Here is a 20,101-nt window from a genome sequence, read left to right as displayed (position 1 = left end):
GTGTTTTATTACCTTACAACCCACCCCCCCGCCGGGAACGCTTTGATAAAAGTGCAGGTCAGGAGAGGTCGAGGTCCTCAAGGGCATAACCGGTCACATAGCGCAGGCCCGCGCCCTCGATGGCCGAGGCGGCCCCGCGGTCGACGATCGTCGCGACCGCGACGACCTCCGCGCCCGCCTCGCGCGCCGCCTCGACGGCGGTCAGCGGCGAGCCGCCGGTGGTCGAGGTGTCCTCGACGACGAGCACCCGGCGGCCCTTGATGTCCGGGCCCTCGATGCGGCGCTGCATGCCGTGGGTCTTCTGCGCCTTGCGAACGACGAACGCGTCGAGCTTGCGGCCCCGCGCGGCGGCGGCGTGCAGCATCGAGGTGGCGACCGGGTCCGCGCCGAGGGTGAGACCGCCGACGGCGTCGTACTCCAGGTCGGCGGTGGCGTCCAGCATCACCTGGCCGACCAGCGGCGCCGCCACGGCGTCCAGGGTGATCCGGCGGAGGTCGATGTAGTAGTCGGCCTCCTTGCCGGAGGAGAGGGTCACCTTGCCGTGGACCACGGCCTTGTCCTTGATCTGCTGCAGCAGGACGTCACGTGCATCGCTCATGGACATGAGCTTAGGCCAGGGGGCGCCAGGTCCATGTGGTGGAGATCTCCAGGGGGTCGATGGGCGTCACCAGCCGCGGCAGGGTGTTGAGCCCGTTCGGGGGGCCGGACTGCGGCTCGACGCAGACGGCCTCGTCCTGCTCGTCGTAGATCACGACCCATTCGGCGCGGCTGGCGACCTTCAGCTCCAGGGCGCCCGGCCAGGTGAGGGTGACGTCCACGCCGTCCGGCATGCCGAAGCAGTCGTCCCAGGGGCCGGGCAGGGGGGCGATACGGCGGCCCGTCGGCAGGTGGTCGTCCCCGCGCTCCTCCTGCCAGCCGGCGTCGAAGGCGACCTCGACGTCCTTGCCGGTACCGAGGTTGCGCCGGAACCAGGGGTGCCAGCCCGCCTGGGCGGGGAAGGAGTTGTCGTAGGTCTCGACGCCCATCGTGAGCGTCAGGGAGTCCGCCGTCAGCTCCACCAGCTGGGTGACGCGGCCGCTGTAGGGCCAGGGGTCCGCGAGGTCATAGGTGAACGCGGCGGTCTGTTCGCCGTCGTTCGCGCCCACCGTGCGCCAGGCGGTGTCCCTGCCGGTGCCGTGGATCGCGTGCGGCCCGGAGTTGACGGGCATCTGGTGGCGCTCACCGCCGTTGCGGAACTGCCCCAGTTCGATGCGCCCGCACCAGGGCACCATCGGGAACGCACCGTACTTCGCGCCCTGCCGCAGGAGTTCCACCCCGGCGACCCGGAGGCTCGTGAGGCGGCAGCCGTGCCGCGGATCGACCGTCAGCTCGGCGTCCCCGGCCCGCAGCCGGACCTGAGTGCTGTCCTTCGTCTCGTCGTTCGTCACGTCTACGACCATATGCCCTCCCGCCTGCGATGACAGGGCGAAACCGGCAGGGCGGGAAGGCTCAGCGCCGCCGTCGCAGCACCCGCCCCACGACTACCGCGGAGGCCAGGGCCACCGCCGCCGCGGGCGCCGCCCAGCGCAGGGCCGCCGCGGTGGCGGAGGCGGCCTCGGGGGCCGGGACGGGGGCGTACCGGCCGCGCGGCGGCGCGTGGTCGACCTCCTCGGCGCTGCGCCCGATCATCGTGCGGCGGGCGTGCGCGGCTTCGGCGGGGGGCTCGTCGTCGTCCGTCTCGTCTTCGTCGTCATCGCTGTCGTCGAGGTCGTCGTCCTCGGCGGACGGGTCGAGGGACGGCAGCGGGACCTCGGTGTCGAAGACGCTGCCGCCCTCCAGCCGGGGCCCGCCGCCGGCCTCCTCCTCGGCGTCCTCCCGCAGTTCCTCCGTCAGCGCGGCGGCGAAGCGGTCCAGGAGGCGGCGGGCCGAGGACTGCGCCGTCTTCTCGTCGAACTCCGCCAGCCGGCCGCCGCTGCCGACGGTGCCGGTGCACACCAGCCGGGAGCCGCCCGGGGCCGGTTCCAGCAGCCCGCGCAGCGCGAGCGTCACCGTGCCGGAGCCCCGCACCTCGGTGCCCTCGCCCGACAGCTCGTACAGGCCCTCGTGCTCGGTCAGGTGCAGCGAGCCCCGGTAGGTGATGGTCGAGCCGCCTATGCGCAGCCGGAGGCGGCCGACCACGAGCGCGCCGGCGGCGTCCGCCACGTCCTGTTGCAGCCCTGGGACGCACCGGACCACGCGCGCGGGGTCGGCGAGGACCCGACGGACGGACTCGACGGGAAACGGAACGAACACCTCATGCTCCATAGCAAACGAGCCTACCCACCGGGCCCCTCACCAGTGCCTCTCCGGCCGGACTTTCCGTCAGTCGGCGACCGTGAAGCGCTCGCCGACGTGCTGCGGCTTTTCGATCTCGTCGACGAGCGCCACCGCGTAGTCCTCCGCGGAGATCCGGCTCTTGCCGTTCGCGTCCACGACGAGGTCGTCCAGGGCGGTGCGGTACGTGCCCGTGCGCTCGCCGGGTTCGATCGTCGCGGCGGGGCTGATGTTCGTCCAGCGCACATCCGTGACGCCGCGGTAGAACTCCAGCGCGTCGCCGTGCGCGTGCATGATCTGGAGCAGGAACTCCGGGAGGCCCTCGGTGTCCCAGACCTGCTTGCCGTCGGGCGTGCGCAGCGAGCCGGCGCCGCCGACGGCGATGATCCGCGGGGCGTCGGCGCCCAGCCGGCGCACCCCGGCCACCAGCGACTCGGCGGACGGCTTGATGGTGGCGATGTGCCCGGGGCCGTCCCCGCCGCCGACGGCGCTGACGACGACGTCCTGGCCCCGGGCGGCCGCGGCCACCGACTCGGCGTCGAGGACGTTGCCGGTGGTGACGGTGAGGCGGGGGTGGGTCTCGGTCATCTTCGCGGGGTCGCGGACGACGGCGGTGACGTCGTGGCCGCGGTCCAGCGCCTCGCGCAGGACGCGGCTGCCGATGGTGCCGTTGGCACCGAAGAGAGCGATCTTTGCCATGGGGGGCTCCTCAGAGTGAGTCAAGGGGAAGAAGGGGTCAGTGCTGGTCGAGCGCCCGGGTGAGCGTCCGCGCGGTGGACATCGGGCCGCCGAGCCGCCGCACTCCGCCGGGCGTGTGCAGCAGCAGCGTGGGGAAGGTGTCGACGCCCAGCCTGCGCACCTCCCGGAAGTCGGCCTCCGCTGCGCGCCGGGTGGCCGGGTCCCGGTGGGCGGCGGCCACGGCGTCGGCGTCCACCCCGTCGAGGCCGGCGGCGACCTCGCGCACCGTGGCCGGGTCGGAGAGACTGCGGCCGTCGACGTACCAGGCGCGCTGCAGGGCGCCCGCGAACTCCAGTGTCCGCTCGGGTGCCTGCTCGCGCAGCGCGGCCAGGGCCGTCGCGGCGGCGGCCGAGTCGAGCACGGCGGTGCCCTCGGCGAACGCCCTGGCGTAGCCCTCGCCGAAGACCGCGCCGGTCAGTTCGCCGATCCGGGCGTCCGCCGCCGGGATGTAGGAGTACGCGGAGACGGGCTGGGCGCGGGGCCCGGTGAAGAGCCCGCCGCTGAGCACGGTGAGCTCGATGCGGTCGGCGTTCGCGGCGGCGAACTCCCGGACCGTCGGGCCGAAGCCGTAGCACCAGCCGCAGTAGGCGTCGAATGCGTAGGTGAGCCTGTGCCGTGCCATGTCTGTCCCGTCTCCGTGGCCCGGAATCTGCTGTTCCGGCGCATCGGTCCTTCTGGTGCGTTATGACCAAGCTAAGGGTGTTTTTCGGCCCCGCCCAGGTACGCTCGGGTCTTGTCATGGTGAAAAAGCGACACGACCGCCGGGAAGAGATCGTCGAGCTCGCCTACCGGGCCCCGCCCGGGACCCCGGCGGGCGTGGAGGTGATGTCCCTGGCCGAGCTGCGCTCCCGCGCGCCCGAGGGGCTGCTCGCCCGGCCACAGCGCCTGGACTTCCACCAGATCGTCGCCGTCCGCTCCGGCTCCGCCGGGCACACCGTCGACTTCACCGGCCACTGGCTGGAGGAGGGGTCGGTGCTGTGGGTGCGGCCGGGGCAGGTGCAGCAGTTCGGTGAGGTCGAGGGGATCGAGGGCGTCGTCGTCCTCGTCCAGCCGGGCTTTCTGCCACCCGGCTCGGCCGTCGCCGAGGTGGCCGACGACCCCTTCCGGCCGGTGCTGTGGCAGCCGGTGGGACCGGACCGGGAGGCGGTGGCCTGCGCCGTGAACCACCTGGCGGCCGACTTCCGCACCGGCGGCGGGCTGCCCGCCGATGTGCACACCGATGTCCTGCGCCACCTGCTGTCCGTGCTGGTGCTGCGCCTCGCCCACCTCACGGCCCCCGTGGGCAGCAGGGTACCCGCGCCCAACGACGCCTTCGTCCTCTTCCGCGCCGCCGTCGAGCGGGACTTCGCCACCCGCCACAAGGTCGCCGACTACGCCCGGGCGCTCGGCTACGCGCCGCGCACCCTCTCCCGGGCGTCCCTGTGCGCCGCCGGGGTGGGCGCCAAGGAGTTCATCGACCGGCGGGTGATGCTGGAGGCCAAGCGGCTGCTGGCGCACAGCGATCTGCCGGCCGCCCGGATCGCCGGCCGGATCGGCTTTGAGGACCCGGCGAACTTCTCCAAGTTCTTCCAGCACCGGGAGGGGCGCTCACCGGGCGCCTTCCGGGCCGCGCTGCGCCCGGGCGCCGGAGCTCAGCCCGTGTAGCGGGGGCGCATGAGCGTCGAGGGGGGCGGCTCCTGCTCGCGGCTCCGCTCGGCGGCGCGCCCGGCTCTGCTCAGCTCCCGGTGGGAGAGGAAGCGCAGGTCGGGCCCGGGGGTCGCGAGGCGGAGCGGCGGTGCTTCCCGGGCCGCCAGCAGGAAGCTCCAGTCGTCCCGCTCCGCGCCGCGGATGTCCGGGCGGCGGGCGGCGGTGCGGTCGGGGCCGCCGGAGGACCCGGCACCGCCCACCCGGTAGGGCCGGGCCTCCAGCCCGGCGGAGCGGACGGTGGCGTCCACCGTCCAGAAGGCGCGGGGGCGGGTGCCGAGGGTGCCCGCGTGGACGGCGAGCCGCCCGCCGGGGGCCAGCCGGCGCTCCACCAGGCCGTAGAACTCCTGGGAGTACAGCTTGGTGGAGGGGGTGATGGCGGGGTCGGGGAGGTCGGAGATCATCACGTCGTAGGGGGCTTCCGTGCTGCCCCGGGTGCGCAGCCACGCGAAGGCGTCGGCGGTGACGACGCGCACCCTGGGGTCGCGGTAGGCCGCGCGGTTGAGGGCGGTGAGGCCGGGGTCGGTGCAGGCCAGCCGCACGAGGGCGGCGTCCAGCTCGACGACGGTGACGGAGGTGACGTCCGGGTAGCGCAGCACTTCGCGCACGGCGAGGCCGTCACCGCCGCCGAGGACGAGGACCCGGCGGCGCGGGCCGGCCATCGCGGGGTGGACCAGCGCCTCGTGGTAGCGGAATTCGTCCGCCCCGCTGACCCTGAGGCGGCCGTCGAGGAAGAGGGCGAGCGGCTTGCCGCTGCCGGCGCCGCCCGTGAGCACGACCTCCTGCACGCCCGTCCGCACGGCCACCCGTACGTCCGTGCCGTACATGGCCTGGCGCGCGGCCCGTTCGAAAGGGGCGGTGAGGACCGAGCCGATCGCCAGCACCGCCAGCACGAGGCCGTTGACGGCTATGAGGGCCCAGCGCGAGCGGACGCTCAGATCGCCGCGGAACAGCCACAGCACCAGGGCCCCGCCCGCGATCGCGTTGACCGCGCCGGTCAGCAGGGCGCCCGTCAGCTGCCCGAGGACCGGCAGCAGCAGGAACGGGAAGGCGAGCCCGCCGACCAGCGCCCCCACGTAGTCGGCGGCGAAGAGGTCGGCGACGGCACCGCCCGCGTCCTGCCGCCGGATGCGCTGGATGAGCGTCATCAGCAGGGGCACTTCGGCGCCGATCAGCACCCCGATGACCAGCGAGAAACCCACCAGGGCCGGGATGGCCCGGCCGTACCAGGCGAAGCAGGCGTACAGCGCCATCGCCGACAGGCCGCCGACCAGCGCCAGCAGGGCCTCGACCACGGCGAACCCGAGGGCCGCCCGCCCCCGGAGCCGCTTGGCGAGCAGCGAGCCGAGGCCCATCGCGAAGACCATCACCGACAGCACGACGGACGCCTGGGTGACCGAATCGCCGATCAGGTACGAGGCCAGGGCGACCAGCTCCAGCTCGTACACCAGCCCGCAGGCGGCGCAGACGAAGACGGTGGTCAGCACCACGAAGCGGCCGAGCCCGGCCGGTACGGGCAGCCGCGCCGATACCGGGCGGTAGATCATGATGGGAACGCTACGTCACGATCCGGCAACCTTTTGTCACCCACAAGGGTTTATTACAGGTGTTCCATGGCCGTGCGAGAGCGGCGATCCGGGGCGTACCGGGGCAGGCGAGACGGGAAGCGACGGGGCCGTCCGACGAGTGCGGAGCGACGCCGGGGGCGTTAGAGGGGCGCCGGGGCGCGCACGCCCACCCTCGTCCGGGTGGCGACCAGCCGCCCCTCCTGGGGATAGGCGTGCCAGGTGCGCCAGCTGATCTGTCCCTCGTGGCGCTGGGCGAGCAGGGCGGTGAAGGCGTGCGGGCTGCCCGGGAAGGTCCCCGCGAGGCCGTACGGGTGTTCGGCGACGAGCGCGAGCAGCTCCTGCGCGCGCCCCGCGAAGGAGCAGCGCGAGAGCGTTTCTATTCTCGCGGCGAACTCGTACTCCCAGGCCCCGACGCGTTTGGCCACGCCCAGCGGCAACGGCGTGGCCTGGCCGGGCAGGCAGGCGACGGTCTCCGAGCAGACGCCGTCGCCCTCCTCCAGGAGCACCTGGTGGGAGGCGCCGAGCAGGCGCAGCTGGACGAGGGAGTCGGCGAGCCGCAGATCGAGCACGGCCAGGGCGGGGAGGGGGTCCTTCCCCAGGCACCAGGCGAGGTCGGCGGCGCGGGTATCGGTGTAGGTGGTCTTGAGGGTCCTGAGCATGGGTCGGCTCCGCAAACACGCAGGGGAGGGTGGGCCGGCCCGCCGTGGAGGACCAGAGTCTTCGAGTGCGCCGGCTCATGCCCACAGATGATGTCCGTGGGTGTCCGAGGACAGTGATTCCGAGGATTCCGCGAGGCGTCGTCTCTAGGAGTCGTCTCTGAACGTGTCTCTGAATGAGAGGGAATCATGAATGGGGCCGCGCTCACAGCGTTTTTACCCATCTCATCGTGCTTTCCATCCACGCGGGGGCCGAGCAGTTCAACTGTTCAGAACCAATGTGACCGGCGGGCTCCGAAAGAATCCGCCGGACGCATATGCGAGTTACCTGTGACCGACCACGAATCCGCTGATCAACCAGCCTTCACCAGCTTCTCCACCGCCATGAGCACGGATTCTTCACGCTTACAGAACGAGAAACGCACGAGAGTCGACGGCGCACCGGGGCGCAGACAGAAGGCGGATGTGGGAATGGCCACCACCCCGGCGCGCAGGGGGAGTTCGCGGCAGAATCGCACGCCGTCCGAGTACCCCCATGCGCGGACATCGGCCTGCACAAAATAGCCCGCCTCAGCGCGATAGGGGCGCAGCCCCGCGCGCGTGAGCCCCTCGCTCAGCAGGTCGCGATTGCGCTGCAACGTACGCCGTAGCTCCGTCGCCCACGCCTCCACGCCGCCCAGGGTCCGCGCGAGCGCCTCCTGGTAGGGCGTGCCGGACGCGTAGGTGAGGAACTGCTTCGCCGCCGCGACCGCCGCCACCAGCGGGGCCGGCCCGCAGACCCAGCCGATCTTCCAGCCCGTGACGTTGAAGGTCTTGCCGGCGGAGGACACGGTCAGCGTGCGCTCGCGCATCCCCGGCAGCGCGGCGAGCGTGCGGTGCTGCCCGCCGTCGTAGACGAGGTGCTCGTACACCTCGTCCGTCACCGCCGTCAGGCCGTGCTCGCGGCACACCTCGGCGACGGCGGCCAGCTCGGCCGCGGTGAAGACCTTTCCCGTCGGGTTGTGCGGGGTGTTCAGCAGGAGCACCCGCGAGCGCGGGGTGACGGCGGCGCGCAGCGCGTCCGCGTCCAGCGCGAAGGTGTCCCCGTCCGGCTCCAGCGGTACGGGCACGAGGCGGGCGCCGGCCAGCCGGGCGTCCGCCGCGTAGGCGTCGTAGCAGGGGTCGAAGGCGATGACCTCGTCACCGGGGTCGCACAGGGCCAGCAGGGTCGCCGCGAGCGCCTCGGTGGCCCCCGTGGTCACCAGCACCTCGTCCTGCGGGCGGTACTCCAGCCCGTAGCGCCGGGCCTGGTGCGCCGCGACCGCCTCGCGCAGCGCCGGGAAGCCGGTGGCGGGCGGGTACTGGTTGCGGCCGGCGAGGACCGCCTCCGCCGCCTCCCGCAGCAGCCCGGCCGGGGCGTCCAGCTCCGGCACGCCCTGGCCGAGGTTGACCGCCCCGGTGGCCCGGGCCAGCTCGGTCATCTCCGTGAAGATCGACGTGCCCATGCCGCGCACCCGCGCCGCCGGGTTCCAGTCCGTGTTCATGCGATCCCGCTTTCCCCATAGGTCAATCGAGTAGGTGAACCGAGTCGGTGTATCAGGTAGGTGGATCGAGCAGTTAGATCGAGTAGGTGGATCGAGCCGTCGTGCCCTGCGGACCATGATCGAGTCCCACGATGTCAGGCCCCCCGCACGGGCGACAGGGCCGCGGCGGGCCCCGTCGGCCCCTAAGCACACCCGCGGCCTCCGTGCCCGGCCGACACTCCGTAATGCCCCCGAGCGAGTGGAAGGCGCACCGCTTCTGGGCGTTCCGGGTCGCGCGCGCGAGGCGTGAGCCGCATGGTCGGTATGCCGAGCCCGCCGGTACGCCGAACACGTCGGTACGCGAGCCCGCCACCCCCCGTCCGTACCCGTGCCACGACCGGCACCGCCCGTCAGCGGCCTGCCGCCGGGCCACGCCACCGGAGGTGCCCCGTGTCAGCCGACACCGCCGTGCCCGTGCAGGAGGCCCCGGAGCCGCGCCCGACGGCGGACGGTGCCCGCGCCCGCCGCCTCGACCGGCTGCGCGACGCGCTGCGCCGCGCCCTCCCCGCCCTCGCCTGCTACGCGGCCGCCCGGCTCACCGGCATGGCCGTCATGGCCTGCTGGGCCTGGTGGATCGGCCGCCACCCGCGAACGCTGCTCGGCCACAACTGGGACGGCATCTGGTACACCGGCATCGCCAAGAACGGCTACGGGCTCAGCCTCCCCTCCCTCACCACCCGCGGCGTGATCTTCAACGACCTGGCGTTCTTCCCGCTCTACCCCGGGCTGGTCCGGGCCGTCATGACCGTCCTGCCGCTCACCGCCGTCACCGCCGGTCTCCTCGTCGCCTGGGCCGCGGCCGGGGCGGCGGCCTGGGGCATCTACGCCGTCGGCGAGCAGGTGCACGGGCGCAGGGTGGGCACGATGCTGGTGGTGCTGTGGGGTCTGCTGCCCCACGCGATCGTGCAGTCCATGGCGTACACCGAGTCGCTGATGACCGCGCTCGCCGCCTGGGCGCTGTACGCGGCCCTCACCGGCCGCCGCGTGTGGGCCGGGGCGCTCGCCCTGCTGGCCGGGCTCTCCCGGCCCAACGCCATCGCGGTGGCCGCCGCCGTCTGCGTCGCCGGCGCCGTCACCCTGTGCCAGGACGGATCGGCCCGCAGGGACTGGCGCGCCTGGGCGGGCATCGCGCTCGCGCCGCTGGGCTGGTTCGGATACGTCATCTGGGCCGGTTACCGCTCCGGCGGCGGGCCGCTGGGCTACTTCGAGGTGCAGCGCCTGTGGGGCTCGCGCTTCGACTTCGGGGTGAACGCGGTCGGGTTCATGCGCCACTTGATCACCGGGCACGACGCCATGGCGTACTACGCGGTCATGGCGATCCTCGGCGTCACCCTCGTCGCGCTGCTGTTCCTCGTCCTGGACCGGCCGCCCGCGGTGCTGTTCGTGTACACGCTGGTGCTGGTCGTCATCGCCATCGGCGGCTCCAGCTACTTCGCGTCCAAGCCGCGCTTCCTGCTGCCGGCCTTCCCGCTGCTGCTCCCGGCGGCCCTGGCCATGGCGAAAGCCCGGCCGCGCACCGTCGTCGTGACGGTCGGCGCGCTGGCCGGGCTCTCGTTCTGCTACGGGACGTATCTGCTGACGATCGCCCGCATGCCCATGTGAGGGCGCATGCCCATGTGAGGGCGCGTGCCCGGGTGAGGGCGCGTTCCCAGGTGGGGCGGGTGTCCGCTCAGGCGTCCTCGTCCGGCTTGTCCTCGCCGGGCTCGGCGTCGGCCTCCAGGCCGAGCTGCTCGACGAGCCACTTGTCGAACTCGATCGAGGCGCGCACCCAGCTGACCGTGCTGGAGACGAAGTGCTCCAGGGAGACGCCGACGCCGATCAGCATCTGGGCCTCACCGATGAGGCGGACGGTGCCGTCGTCATTGGTGTGGGTGTAGACCTTCGGCCACAGGGTGCGGCGGTTCCAGTCGTCGATGGCCTCGAGGAGCTGTGCCTTCTCCTCGATGCCGTGGGGACGGTCGTAGAACGTGCGGACGGAGAAGACCTGCTGCTCCTCCTCACCGCGGAACATGAAGTACGTACGGAACTGCTCCCACGGTGCGGCGAGGTCACCCTCGTCGTCCACGACGTACTTCAGCTCCATCTGCTCGAGGAGCTGCTTGACCAGGTCCTGGTCGGGGATGACGGGGCCGGCCGGGCCCGTCTCCTGCGGTTCGGGCTGGCCCCCGAAATTCGGAATCGAGGACGGGTCGATGCTCACCGTGAATTTCCCTTCGTACGGTTGGTGCCATCCTCCCCCATGCCGGGCGGGGGCTGGCAACCCCCGCCCGCCGGATGTCCTGCCCGCCCGGGGGACGGCTATCCGCGCACCGGCTCCACGGTCAGGCCGTCGCCCTCCGCGGCGACCCCGACGCGGACCGTGTCCCCGTCGTGGATCTCCCCGCCCAGGATGGCCCGGGCGAGCTGATCGCCGATGGCCGTCTGCACCAGGCGGCGCAGCGGCCGGGCCCCGTACGCGAGGTCCGGCGCGGCCCCGTCGGCCGCGGCGGGGTCGTGGCCGAGGCCCGCCAGCCAGCGTAGGGCGGCGTCGGAGACGTCGAGAGTGAGCCTGCGGTCGGCGAGCCGGCGCTGGAGGTGGCCGATCTGGATGCGGGCGATCCGCTCCAGCTGGTCCACGCCCAGCGGGTGGAAGACCACCAGGTCGTCGAGGCGGTTCAGGAACTCCGGCCGGAAGGAGGCCCGTACGGTCTCCAGGACCTTCTCCTTCTTCTGGTCCTCCTTGAGCAGCGGATCCATCAGATAGGTGGATCCGAGATTGGAGGTCAGGATCAGAAGGGTGTTCCGGAAGTCGACCGTCCGGCCCTGTCCGTCGGTGAGCCGCCCGTCGTCGAGGACCTGGAGCAGGACGTCGAAGACTTCGTGGTGGGCCTTCTCCACCTCGTCCAGCAGGACGACGGAGTACGGGCGCCTGCGCACCGCCTCGGTGAGCTGGCCGCCCTCCTCGTAGCCGACGTAGCCGGGCGGGGCGCCGACGAGGCGGGCGACGGAGTGCTTCTCGCCGTACTCGCTCATGTCGATGCGGACCATGGCCCGCTCGTCGTCGAAGAGGAAGTCGGCGAGCGCCTTGGCCAGCTCGGTCTTGCCGACACCGGTCGGGCCGAGGAAGAGGAACGAGCCGGTCGGCCGGTCGGGGTCGGCGATCCCGGCGCGCGAGCGGCGCACCGCGTCGGACACGGCCCGCACCGCCTCGGCCTGCCCGATGAGCCGCTTGCCGAGCTCGTCCTCCATGCGCAGCAGTTTCTGCGTCTCGCCCTCCAGCAGGCGGCCCGCCGGGATGCCCGTCCAGGCGGCGACGACGTCGGCGATGTCGTCCGGGCCGACCTCCTCCTTGACCATGAGGTCGCGGGCGGCCACCGCCTCCTGCTCGGCCTCGGCCTTCGCGGCCTCCTCCAACTCCCGCTCCAGGCCCGGGATCTCCCCGTACAGCAGCTTGGACGCGGTGTCGAAGTCGCCGTCGCGCTGGGCGCGCTCGGCCTGTCCGCGCAGCTCGTCCAGGCGCTCCTTGAGCTCACCCACCCGGTTGAGGGACTGCTTCTCCTTCTCCCAGCGGGCGGTCAGGCCGCGCAGCTCCTCCTCCTTGTCGGCGAGGTCGCGGCGGAGCTTCTCCAGGCGCTGCTTGCTGCCCTCGTCGGACTCCTTGGAGAGCGCCAGCTCCTCCATCTTCAGCCGGTCGACCGCGCGCTGGAGCTCGTCGATCTCCACGGGCGAGGAGTCGATCTCCATCCGCAGCCGGGACGCGGCCTCGTCGACCAGGTCGATGGCCTTGTCGGGCAGGAAGCGGGAGGTGATGTACCGGTCGGAGAGCGTGGCCGCGGCGACCAGCGCCGAGTCGGCGATCTGCACCTTGTGGTGCGCCTCGTAGCGCCCCTTCAGCCCGCGCAGAATGGCGATGGAATCCTCGACGGACGGCTCGGCGACCAGCACCTGCTGGAAGCGGCGCTCCAGGGCGGGGTCCTTCTCGATCCGCTCCCGGTACTCGTCGAGCGTCGTCGCGCCGACCATGCGCAGCTCGCCGCGGGCCAGCATGGGCTTGAGCATGTTGCCCGCGTCCATGGCGGAGTCGCCGCCGGCGCCCGCGCCCACGACGGTGTGCAGCTCGTCGATGAACGTGATGATCTGGCCGTCACTGGCCTTGATCTCCGCCAGGACGGTCTTGAGCCGCTCCTCGAACTCGCCGCGGTACTTCGCACCCGCGACCATCGCGCCGAGGTCGAGCGAGACGAGCCGCTTGTTGCGCAGCGACTCGGGCACGTCGCCCTTCACTATCCGCTGCGCGAGGCCCTCCACGACGGCGGTCTTGCCGACGCCGGGCTCACCGATGAGCACCGGGTTGTTCTTCGTCCGGCGCGAGAGGACCTGCACCACGCGCCGGATCTCCGCGTCCCGGCCGATGACCGGGTCGAGCTTGCCCTCGCGGGCCGCGGCGGTGAAGTCCGTGCCGAACTTCTCCAGCGCCTTGTACGTGCCCTCCGGATCGGGAGTCGTCACTCGCTGCCCGCCCCTCGCGGTCTCGAACGCGTCCAGCAGCTTCTTCGCGGACGCTCCCTGCTGCTCCAGCAGCGCGCCGGTCTGCCCGCCCTTGGCGGCGAGGCCGATGAGCAGGTGCTCGGTGGAAATGTAGGTGTCGCCCAGCTCGCGGGCGCGCTGGGAGGCGTCCGCGATGACGGCCAGCAGCTCGCGGCTCGCCTGCGGCGGTGCCACGGTGGACCCCTGCGCGCTGGGCTGCGCGGCCAGCTGCCGCTCGGCCCCGGACCGCAGAGCGGCGGCGTCGGCCTCGACGGCCGCCAGCAGGTCCAGGATGTTCTCGTTGTCCTGTCCGGCCAGCAGCGACAGCAGCAGGTGCGCGGGCGTCATGTCGACGTGCCCGGCCGACACGGCCCTCTCGCTGGCGCCGCTGAGCGCCTCACGGCTCTTGTTGGTCAGCTCGGCATCCACGGCTGTGGGCTCCTCCTTGTGCTGGTGGCGTTCGATCCCCGCCTCGTCGATCCCTGCCTGAGGAAACGTGCGATAAGTTGAGCCTATTCCACTCAACCTTGTTTCTGCCAGCGAGCCCCTCGAAAAGCACCCGCTCCGGTACCTGGGTTCCACGCCCGGCCCGGGTGATGCAGGTTCGCCGGCTTTTCGGCCCCGGGGCCCCTGAAGGCCGAGGCCCACGAACTACGCTGCCCGCATGGCCCACGACCTCCGCGACCTCTCCCCCGCCTACCTCGACTTCTGGCGCGAGCGCCACATCTGCACGCTCACCACGCAGCGTCCGGACGGCAGTCCGCACCTGGTGCCCGTCGGCGTCACCTTCGACCACGAAGCCCGGATCGCGCGCGTCATCACCAACAAGACCAGCCGCAAGGTCGCCAACATCCAGGCCGCCGGCCCGGACGGTGCCCGCGTCGCCGTCTGCCAGGTCGGCACCCGCAAGTGGGCCACCCTCGAAGGCATCGCCGTCGTCCGCACCGACGCGGACGCCGTCGCCGACGCCGTCAACCGCTACGCCGAGCGCTACGGCCGCATGCCCGCCCCCAACCCCGACCGCGTGCTCGTCGAGATCACCGTCACCAAGGCGCTGGGCCTGGTCTGACCGCAGCCCGGTTGGCCCTTGTACTGATGCCGGGAAGTCCGGGTACTCGTACGGTCGACAGAGAGACCCCGCGCGACGGCAAGGAGTACCAGCACATGAGCGGCCCGGAGAGTGCGGATCACGTCAGCGTTCATCTGACCGGCTGTGGTCACCAGGACGCGGGGGCGGTCTTCCGCGCCCTGGAGACCGCCTTCCCCGAGGTGGCCGAGCCGTCCCGCAGCGACGTGGAAGCCGCCCGCGCCGGTTCGGAGCACCCGGTGGTGTGGACCATGGTCGTCGATGCCCGCACCGGCCACACCCCGTCGACGGCGACGCCCGGCACCCTGTCCGGGCCCGTGGACGTCGATCTCTTCGGCGCCGCCGACCCGGTGCGCAAGGTCAAGCAGGAGCTCGCGGCGGCCTTCACGGTGGAGGGTCTGGGCACGGTGCCGGGCGAACACGAGATGGAAGCCCGCCTCCGCCTGACGTAGGCGGGCCCCCGCGCCGCCACCCGCCGGCCGACCGACGCGCCTTGCGCCCCTCGGCCCGGGTGACGGCCACATTCGCCCTTCCCCAGCCCGGCCGTCGACCTCCCAACCTAATTGCATCTACCACCCACTCCCCCGCGACCCGCATCGAGCAGAGCCAGAGCGTCACCGACATCCCGCACCACCAAACCCGGCCGGTGAAAGACGTCCGCCGCCGTGAAACGCAAGATGCGGCGGACCTCCGGGCAGGCGGACAGGTCGTTGAAGCGGGCGGTGTCCCGCTGGTGCTGCGCCCTGGTGCCGTGCCACGCGTAGCCTTCCACCTCCACGACGAGCCCTTGGGCCCGGAAGTAGAAGTCCGGGTACGCGCGGCGCCCGGTGGGCGTGACCATCAGCACCTGGCACTCCGGGTAGAGACCGGCGTCGTTCATCCGCAGCCGGGCCACCGTTTCCGCGGGGGACCCGGAACGGGCGTCCGCCATGGCGAGCCACGCCGCGGCCGTCTTCGCACCCCGCATCGGCGGCGCGGCGCGCAAGGCGTGTGCGACCTCGGCCAGGGTCGTGAGCGGCCCCCGCCGCCCCCGCGCACCCACCCCCCGAACGGGCCGCCAGCTCACGGCCGACTCGACAGCGACCAACGCCTCCTCCCGCGGCCCGGCCCGGAGAAGATCCGCCATCGTCCGCGGCACGGCGGTAACCCGGAGCCCTCCCACCGTCGTGACCTCCCGATCCCCCAGCGGCAGCCGATGCAGCACACCGCCGCCTTTGACGTCGGCACGGCCTTTACGGGGGCAGGTGAAGTCGACACGCTCGCTCAGCACCTCAACGCCGTGCACCGCGGCCGCCGCCCAGTGGCTCACCACCAACTGAGGGCCGGCCAACTGGTGGGCCCACACGAGGGCTTGCCCGTCCACGGCTCGGCCCGGCTCCAGCCAGACGCCCTTCCAGAGCAGCGTCCACCCGCCCTGCGTGAAGTGCCGGTGCGCCTTCCGCCGACTCCAGCCGAGAGCGCCCGGCACCTGGGCGGCCAGAACGACACCCCCCTGAGCACGGGCCAACCCCCGCAACACCACCGCGCCTTCCCTATCCACCCACCCAGACTCCCCGCACCAACACCCGGTTGCCACCCCTGTGGATAACAAGCGGAGGGGTAGGTTCGGGACGGAAGGGCGGGCGTTATGGGCGAATTGGGTGTCGCGAAGCTACCGCTACCCCCACCGCATGAAGGCCCGCCACCCGGGTGGGTGGCGGGCCTTCACGGCGCGGCAAGAAGATCAGCGTTCCTGGTCGGGGCGTCTGGGGCGCCACACCACCAGGGCGCTGGTCTGCTGGACGTCCGTGTACGGGACCAGGTCGCGGCGGTACGAGGCGTGGACCGCCGCCTCGCGCTGCTGCATGGCCGAGGCGGCTCCCTCGACGGCGCCCTGGAGCTCGGCGACGCGCGCCTTGAGGGCGGCCACCTGGTTCTCCAGCTCGATGATGCGCTTGATGCCGGCGAGGTTGATGCCCTCGTCCTGGCTCAGCTGCTGCACCTGGCGGAGCAGCTCGATGTCGCGGGCCGAGTAGCGCCGGCCGCGCCCGGCCGTGCGGTCGGGGGAGACCAGGCCGAGGCGGTCGTACTGGCGCAGCGTCTGCGGGTGGAGGCCCGACAGCTGGGCCGCGACGGAGATGACGTAGACCGGCGACTCGTCGGTCAGCTGATAGGGCTGGGCCGGTTCGAAACGCCGTCGTCGGCCGTCCATCTCATGCTCCCTTCGCGGCCTGGAAGAGCTCGGCCCTGGGGTCCTCGCCCGCCGTCGCCTCGCGGAAGGACTCGAGGGCCTCCCGCGCCTTGTCGTCGAGCTTCTTGGGTACCACGACCTCGACGGTGACCAAAAGGTCTCCGCGGGTGCCGTCCTTGCGGACCGCGCCCTTGCCACGGGCGCGCATGGTGCGCCCGTTGGGCGTACCGGCGGGCAGCTTGAGGGTGACCGGCGGGCCGCCCAGGGTCGGGACCTTGACCTCGCCGCCGAGGGCGGCCTCCGGGAAGGAGACCGGCACGGTGACGGTGAGGTTGTCGTCCTTGCGCCCGAAGACCGGGTGGGCGCCGACGTGCACCACGACGTACAGATCGCCGTGGGGCCCGCCGCGCTCGCCGGGGGCTCCCTTGCCGCGCAGGCGGATCCGCTGGCCGTCGAAGACGCCGGCGGGGATCCGGACCTGCATGGTGCGGGAAGAGGTGGCCCGGCCGCTGCCCTTGCAGACGTCGCAGGGGTTCTCGGGGATGAGCCCGCGGCCCCGGCAGTCGGGGCAGGGGTCCGTCAGCGAGAAGCCGCCGCCGGAGCCGTGCGAGACCTGGCCGGTGCCGACGCAGGTCGGGCAGACCCGAGGCGTACCGTTTTTGTCACCCGTGCCGGAGCACGTCTTGCAGGCGGCGGAGGAGGACATGCGCAGCGGGACCGTGGCCCCGTCGACCGCCTCGGTGAAGCTGAGCGACACCTCGGACTCGATGTCCTGGCCGCGGCGCGGCTGGGTGCGGGCCCCGGCGCCGCCGCGGTTGAACAGGCCGCCGAAGACGTCGCCGAGACCGCCGCCGAAGCCGCCGGCACCGCCGGTTCCCGCTCCGCCCTGGGCGCCTCCGAAGAGGTCGCCCAGGTCGAAGTTGAAGGAGCCGCCGGCGGCCCCGCCCGGCCCGGGGCGGAAGCCGCCGTTGCCGAACAGGGCGCGTGCCTCGTCGTACTCCTTGCGGCGCTTGGGGTCGGCCAGGACGTCGTTCGCCTCGGAGATCTCCTTGAAGCGCTCCTCGGCCTTGGCGTCGCCCTTGTTGGCGTCCGGGTGGTACTCGCGGGCGAGCTTCCGGTACGCCTTCTTGATCTCGGCCTCGGTGGCGTCCTTGGGGACGCCGAGGACCTTGTAGTAGTCCTTCTCCACGAAGTCCTTGGTACTCATCGCCGACGTCCCTCCTTCCGTTCGCTCTTCCGTTTCCTGCGGTCGATCGTCACTGCGTCAGCCCTTGTCCGGGCCACCGCTCTCCTCGGACGGCTCGTCGCCCTCGTCGTCGCCCTTCTGGGCGCCGGGCTGCGGCTCGGCGACGGCGACCCGCGCGGGGCGGATCGTGCGCTCGCCGATCCGATACCCCGGCTGCAGAATCTGCACGCACGTGGTCTCGGTGACGTCCGGCGCGTAGGAGTGCATCAGGGCCTCGTGCACCAGCGGGTCGAAGGGCTCGCCCTCCTTGCCGAACTGCTGCAGCCCCATCTTGGCGACGACCGTCTCCAGGGACTCGGCGACGGACTTGAAGCCGCCGGACAGCTCGCCGTGCTCGCGGGCGCGGCCGATGTCGTCGAGCGTGGGCAGGAGCTCGGACAGGAGGTTCGCGACGGCGATCTCCTTGACCGTGACCCGGTCCCGCTCGACCCGGCGGCGGTAGTTCTGGTATTCGGCCTGGAGCCGCTGGAGGTCCGCCGTGCGCTCGGTGAGCGCCGACTGGGCCTGGTCCAGCTGCGCCTGGAGCCCCACCTCGACCAGTTCTTCCCCGGAGGGTGCGGCCGCCGGGGCCGGGCCCGCCTGGTCGGCGGACCCGGCGCCCTGCGCCGCGTCTTCGGGGGTGGCGTCCGAGGGGACTTCAGGCTTCTCGTCGAAACCCGGGGTCTCCTCGGTCACGCCGCACCGCCCTTGGGCTTCTCGTCGTCGACGATCTCGGCGTCGACGACGTCGTCGTCGGCCTTGGGCTGACCCGCGCCGGCGGCACCCTCGGCGCCCTCGGCGCCGGCGGCACCCTGGGCGGCCTGGGCGTCGGCGTACATGGCCTGGCCGAGCTTCTGGCTGACGGCGCCGAGCTTCTCGGTCGCGGTGCGGATCTCGGCGGTGTCCTCGCCCTTGAGCTTTTCCTTCAGCTCGGTGACGGCGGTCTCGACCTCGGTCTTGACGTCGGCCGGGACCTTCTCCTCGTTGTCCTTGAGGAACTTCTCCGTCTGGTAGACGAGCTGCTCGCCCTGGTTGCGGGACTCGGCGGCCTCGCGGCGGCGGTGGTCCTCCTCCGCGTACTGCTCGGCCTCCTGGCGCATGCGGTCGACCTCGTCCTTGGCGAGCGAGGAGCCGCCGGTGACGGTCATCTTCTGCTCCTTGCCCGTGCCGAGGTCCTTCGCGGTCACGTGCATGATTCCGTTGGCGTCGATGTCGAAGGAGACCTCGATCTGCGGGACGCCACGCGGGGCCGGCGGCAGGCCGGTCAGCTCGAACATGCCGAGCTTCTTGTTGTACGCGGCGATCTCGCGCTCGCCCTGGTAGACCTGGATCTGGACGGACGGCTGGTTGTCCTCGGCCGTCGTGAAGATCTCGGAGCGCTTGGTCGGGATCGTGGTGTTGCGCTCGATCAGCTTGGTCATGATGCCGCCCTTGGTCTCGATACCGAGGGACAGCGGGGTGACGTCGAGCAGCAGGACGTCCTTGACCTCGCCCTTGAGGACACCGGCCTGGAGCGAGGCGCCGATGGCGACGACCTCGTCCGGGTTGACGCCCTTGTTGGCCTCCTTGCCGCCGGTCATCTCCTTGACGAGCTCGGCGACGGCGGGCATGCGGGTGGAGCCGCCGACCAGGACCACGTGGTCGATCTCGGACAGGTTGATACCCGCGTCCTTGATGACGTTGTGGAAGGGGGTCTTGCAGCGCTCCAGGAGGTCCGCGGTCAGCTGCTGGAACTGGGCGCGGGTGAGCTTCTCGTCCAGGTGCAGCGGGCCCTCGGCGGACGCCGTGATGTAGGGCAGGTTGATCGAGGTCTCGGTGGACGAGGACAGCTCGATCTTCGCCTTCTCAGCGGCCTCGCGGAGGCGCTGGAGGGCCATCTTGTCCTTGGACAGGTCGACGCCGTGACCGTTCTGGAACTGCTTGACCAGGTAGTCGACGACGCGCTGGTCCCAGTCGTCGCCACCGAGGTGGTTGTCACCGTTGGTGGCCTTCACCTCGACGACGCCGTCGCCGATCTCGAGCAGCGAGACGTCGAAGGTGCCGCCACCGAGGTCGAAGACGAGAATGGTCTGGTCGTCCTTGTCGAGGCCGTAGGCCAGGGCGGCGGCGGTCGGCTCGTTGACAATACGCAGGACGTTCAGACCGGCGATCTCACCGGCCTCCTTCGTCGCCTGACGCTCGGAGTCGTTGAAGTACGCCGGGACGGTGATGACCGCGTCGACGACCTTCTCACCCAGGTAAGCCTCGGCGTCGCGCTTCAGCTTCTGCAGGATGAAGGCGCTCATCTGCTGCGGGTTGAAGTCCTTGCCGTCGATGTTGATCTTCCAGTCGGTGCCCATGTGGCGCTTGACCGACCGGATGGTCCTGTCGACGTTGGTGACGGCCTGGCGCTTGGCGACCTCGCCGACCAGCACCTCACCGTTCTTCGCGAAGGCGACGACGGACGGCGTGGTCCTGGCGCCCTCGGCGTTGGTGATGACGGTGGGCTCACCGCCTTCGAGAACACTGACGACGGAGTTCGTCGTACCCAGGTCGATGCCGACCGCACGTGCCATGTCATTCCTCCAGCTGACTTGAGTGGAACAGACTCAAGGGTGCAACAAGGATCGGCGGC

Annotated in this window: 19 protein-coding genes; 4 read left to right on the top strand and 15 right to left on the bottom strand. The window is 71.9% G+C overall.

Annotated elements, in window-relative coordinates:
- Positions 1–58: 58 nt before the first annotated feature.
- From pyrE to ABZ951_RS20940, 5 genes are read right to left on the bottom strand one after another with little or no spacing between them, the layout of a single operon-like run.
- Positions 59–604 (bottom strand): orotate phosphoribosyltransferase, encoded by a 546-nt coding sequence (gene pyrE, locus ABZ951_RS20960; protein ID WP_344091433.1) that lies wholly within the window; start codon positions 602–604, stop codon positions 59–61.
- A gap of 4 nt (positions 605–608) precedes the next feature.
- Complete coding sequence (locus tag ABZ951_RS20955) at positions 609–1,439, bottom strand: aldose 1-epimerase (RefSeq protein WP_344091430.1); 831 nt, start codon at positions 1,437–1,439, stop codon at positions 609–611.
- A 49-nt stretch (positions 1,440–1,488) separates the two neighbouring features.
- The gene (locus tag ABZ951_RS20950) at positions 1,489–2,283 is read right to left on the bottom strand and encodes an SRPBCC domain-containing protein (protein ID WP_344091428.1); all 795 of its coding nucleotides are present in this window, start codon (positions 2,281–2,283) and stop codon (positions 1,489–1,491) included.
- Between the two features lie 57 nt (positions 2,284–2,340).
- Positions 2,341–2,991 (bottom strand): NAD(P)H-binding protein, encoded by a 651-nt coding sequence (locus tag ABZ951_RS20945; RefSeq protein ID WP_344091425.1) that lies wholly within the window; start codon positions 2,989–2,991, stop codon positions 2,341–2,343.
- A gap of 37 nt (positions 2,992–3,028) precedes the next feature.
- Entirely contained in the window at positions 3,029–3,652 is a 624-nt protein-coding gene (locus ABZ951_RS20940) for a DsbA family protein (RefSeq protein ID WP_344091421.1), read from the bottom strand.
- A gap of 116 nt (positions 3,653–3,768) precedes the next feature.
- On the opposite strand from ABZ951_RS20940, the gene ABZ951_RS20935 reads away from it, so the two are divergent.
- Positions 3,769–4,674, top strand: coding sequence for an AraC family transcriptional regulator (locus ABZ951_RS20935; protein ID WP_344091419.1), 906 nt, complete (start codon positions 3,769–3,771; stop codon positions 4,672–4,674).
- Here the strand turns inward: ABZ951_RS20935 and ABZ951_RS20930 are convergent.
- The 3 genes from ABZ951_RS20930 to ABZ951_RS20920 form a co-directional block, all read right to left on the bottom strand.
- Complete coding sequence (locus ABZ951_RS20930; protein ID WP_344091417.1) at positions 4,662–6,260, bottom strand: polyamine aminopropyltransferase; 1,599 nt, start codon at positions 6,258–6,260, stop codon at positions 4,662–4,664. The genes ABZ951_RS20935 and ABZ951_RS20930 overlap by 13 nt on opposite strands.
- 161 nt (positions 6,261–6,421) lie before the next feature.
- Complete coding sequence (locus tag ABZ951_RS20925; protein ID WP_344091415.1) at positions 6,422–6,940, bottom strand: DUF2617 family protein; 519 nt, start codon at positions 6,938–6,940, stop codon at positions 6,422–6,424.
- A 350-nt stretch (positions 6,941–7,290) separates the two neighbouring features.
- Complete coding sequence (locus tag ABZ951_RS20920) at positions 7,291–8,460, bottom strand: aminotransferase class I/II-fold pyridoxal phosphate-dependent enzyme (RefSeq protein WP_344091413.1); 1,170 nt, start codon at positions 8,458–8,460, stop codon at positions 7,291–7,293.
- 429 nt (positions 8,461–8,889) lie between these two features.
- Between ABZ951_RS20920 and ABZ951_RS20915 the strand changes: the two genes are divergently transcribed.
- Positions 8,890–10,101, top strand: coding sequence for a hypothetical protein (locus tag ABZ951_RS20915; RefSeq protein ID WP_344091411.1), 1,212 nt, complete (start codon positions 8,890–8,892; stop codon positions 10,099–10,101).
- Positions 10,102–10,168: 67 nt separating this feature from the next.
- On the opposite strand, the gene ABZ951_RS20910 is transcribed toward ABZ951_RS20915, so the two are convergent.
- On the bottom strand, positions 10,169–10,699 hold the full coding sequence (locus ABZ951_RS20910; protein ID WP_344091409.1) for a YbjN domain-containing protein: 531 nt from the start codon (positions 10,697–10,699) through the stop codon (positions 10,169–10,171).
- Between the two features lie 98 nt (positions 10,700–10,797).
- Positions 10,798–13,434 carry an ATP-dependent chaperone ClpB gene (clpB, locus tag ABZ951_RS20905; protein ID WP_344091407.1) on the bottom strand — a complete coding sequence of 879 codons (2,637 nt, stop codon included), beginning with the start codon at positions 13,432–13,434 and terminating at the stop codon, positions 10,798–10,800.
- Positions 13,435–13,669: 235 nt separating this feature from the next.
- Here clpB and ABZ951_RS20900 point away from each other — a divergent pair, with 235 nt between their 5' ends.
- A complete protein-coding gene (locus ABZ951_RS20900) occupies positions 13,670–14,074 on the top strand; it encodes a PPOX class F420-dependent oxidoreductase (protein WP_344091405.1) in 405 nt (134 codons plus the stop codon).
- Between the two features lie 95 nt (positions 14,075–14,169).
- Positions 14,170–14,544 carry a hypothetical protein gene (locus tag ABZ951_RS20895; protein WP_344091403.1) on the top strand — a complete coding sequence of 125 codons (375 nt, stop codon included), beginning with the start codon at positions 14,170–14,172 and terminating at the stop codon, positions 14,542–14,544.
- A gap of 107 nt (positions 14,545–14,651) precedes the next feature.
- On the opposite strand, the gene ABZ951_RS20890 is transcribed toward ABZ951_RS20895, so the two are convergent.
- The 5 genes from ABZ951_RS20890 to dnaK form a co-directional block, all read right to left on the bottom strand.
- Positions 14,652–15,599: a hypothetical protein gene (locus ABZ951_RS20890; protein WP_344091401.1), complete on the bottom strand. Its 948-nt coding sequence runs from the start codon at positions 15,597–15,599 to the stop codon at positions 14,652–14,654.
- Positions 15,600–15,815: 216 nt separating this feature from the next.
- On the bottom strand, positions 15,816–16,283 hold the full coding sequence (locus tag ABZ951_RS20885; protein ID WP_344091399.1) for a helix-turn-helix domain-containing protein: 468 nt from the start codon (positions 16,281–16,283) through the stop codon (positions 15,816–15,818).
- 1 nt (position 16,284) lies between these two features.
- A complete protein-coding gene (gene dnaJ / locus ABZ951_RS20880) occupies positions 16,285–17,469 on the bottom strand; it encodes a molecular chaperone DnaJ (RefSeq protein WP_344091397.1) in 1,185 nt (394 codons plus the stop codon).
- A gap of 57 nt (positions 17,470–17,526) precedes the next feature.
- On the bottom strand, positions 17,527–18,183 hold the full coding sequence (grpE, locus tag ABZ951_RS20875; protein ID WP_344091395.1) for a nucleotide exchange factor GrpE: 657 nt from the start codon (positions 18,181–18,183) through the stop codon (positions 17,527–17,529).
- The gene (gene dnaK, locus ABZ951_RS20870) at positions 18,180–20,042 is read right to left on the bottom strand and encodes a molecular chaperone DnaK (protein WP_344091393.1); all 1,863 of its coding nucleotides are present in this window, start codon (positions 20,040–20,042) and stop codon (positions 18,180–18,182) included. Before dnaK ends, grpE begins: the two co-directional genes overlap by 4 nt.
- Between the last annotated feature and the right edge of the window lie 59 nt (positions 20,043–20,101).

Source organism: Streptomyces sp. NPDC046215 (genome assembly GCF_040646215.1).
GTDB lineage: Bacteria > Actinomycetota > Actinomycetes > Streptomycetales > Streptomycetaceae > Streptomyces > Streptomyces stramineus.
This window is presented reverse-complemented; position numbering and strand designations above follow the sequence as displayed.